Source organism: Rhodococcus sp. T7, assembly GCF_009872365.1.
Lineage (GTDB): Bacteria > Actinomycetota > Actinomycetes > Mycobacteriales > Mycobacteriaceae > Rhodococcus_F.
Window position 1 is genome coordinate 1 of the sequence record NZ_WXYH01000260.1, and the last position, 961, is coordinate 961.

General features: G+C 65.8%; 1 protein-coding gene. It reads left to right on the forward strand.

The features are described 5' to 3' along the window. Window positions 1-51 precede the first annotated feature (51 nt). A protein-coding gene (locus MLGJGCBP_RS22455) for an IS5 family transposase (protein ID WP_236581723.1) occupies window positions 52-961 on the forward strand; the annotation gives its coding sequence in 2 pieces (ribosomal slippage) (window positions 52-408 and window positions 410-961; 909 coding nt in all).

A 961-nucleotide genomic window follows, 5' to 3' on the forward strand; every position in this document is an offset into this window, starting at 1 on the left:
CTAGGGTGTGTCTCCCAATGATTTGTGGTGTTGTGCTGCAGACTCTTCGGTGTGGCAGACGTTGTTGATCGGTTTGAGGTGTTGACGGACAAGCAGTGGGAGTTGCTCGCGCTGCTGTTGCCCAGTTCCGATGGGCTCCGGGGGCGGAAGTTCCGGAACAATCGTGTGGTGGTCGAGGGGATGCTGTATCGACTGCGGACCGGGTTGCCCTGGCGAGATCTCCCGTCGCATTTCGGGCCGTGGAAGACGGTGTGGAAGCGACATCGCCGCTACGCCGGAGACGGAACCTGGGATCGGGTGCTGACGGCTCTGGTCGCGATGGCCGACGCCGGCGGGAACCTGGACTGGGCGGTCTCTGTCGATTCCACAGTGGTCCGGGTCCATCAGCACGGTGCGAACGCCGCCCGCCACACAGGGGGATCTACCGAATTACACGAACCTCGGTGACGAGCCTGCCGATCACGGCATCGGCCGGTCGAGGGGCGGATTGACCAGCAAGGCGCACCTGGCGTGCGACGGTCACGGGCGCCCGCTGTCGGTGCTGGTCGGCCCAGGCCAAGCCGGTGACAGTCCGATGTTCGCCCACGTGCTGGAGGGCATCTGCGTGCCGCGGCTCGCGGGCGGAGCGCACCGCACGCGCCCCGACGAGGTCCGGGCCGACAAGGCGTACTCATCACGGGCAAACCGGGAACTGCTGCGCAGCAGAGGCATCAAGGCGGTGATCCCCGAGAAGACCGATCAGGCAGCGAACCGGGTGAACAAGGGCCGCGCGGGCGGGCGGCCACCGAACTTCGACCCGGAGTCCTACAAGGGGCGCAACGTGGTCGAACGGGCCTTCAACAAGGCGAAACAGTGGCGTGCGGTGGCCACTCGCTACGACAAACTCGCCCTCACCTACCGCGCCGGATTCCTGCTCGCCGGCATCGTCGAGTGGCTCAAGTTATTGGGAGACATGCCCTAG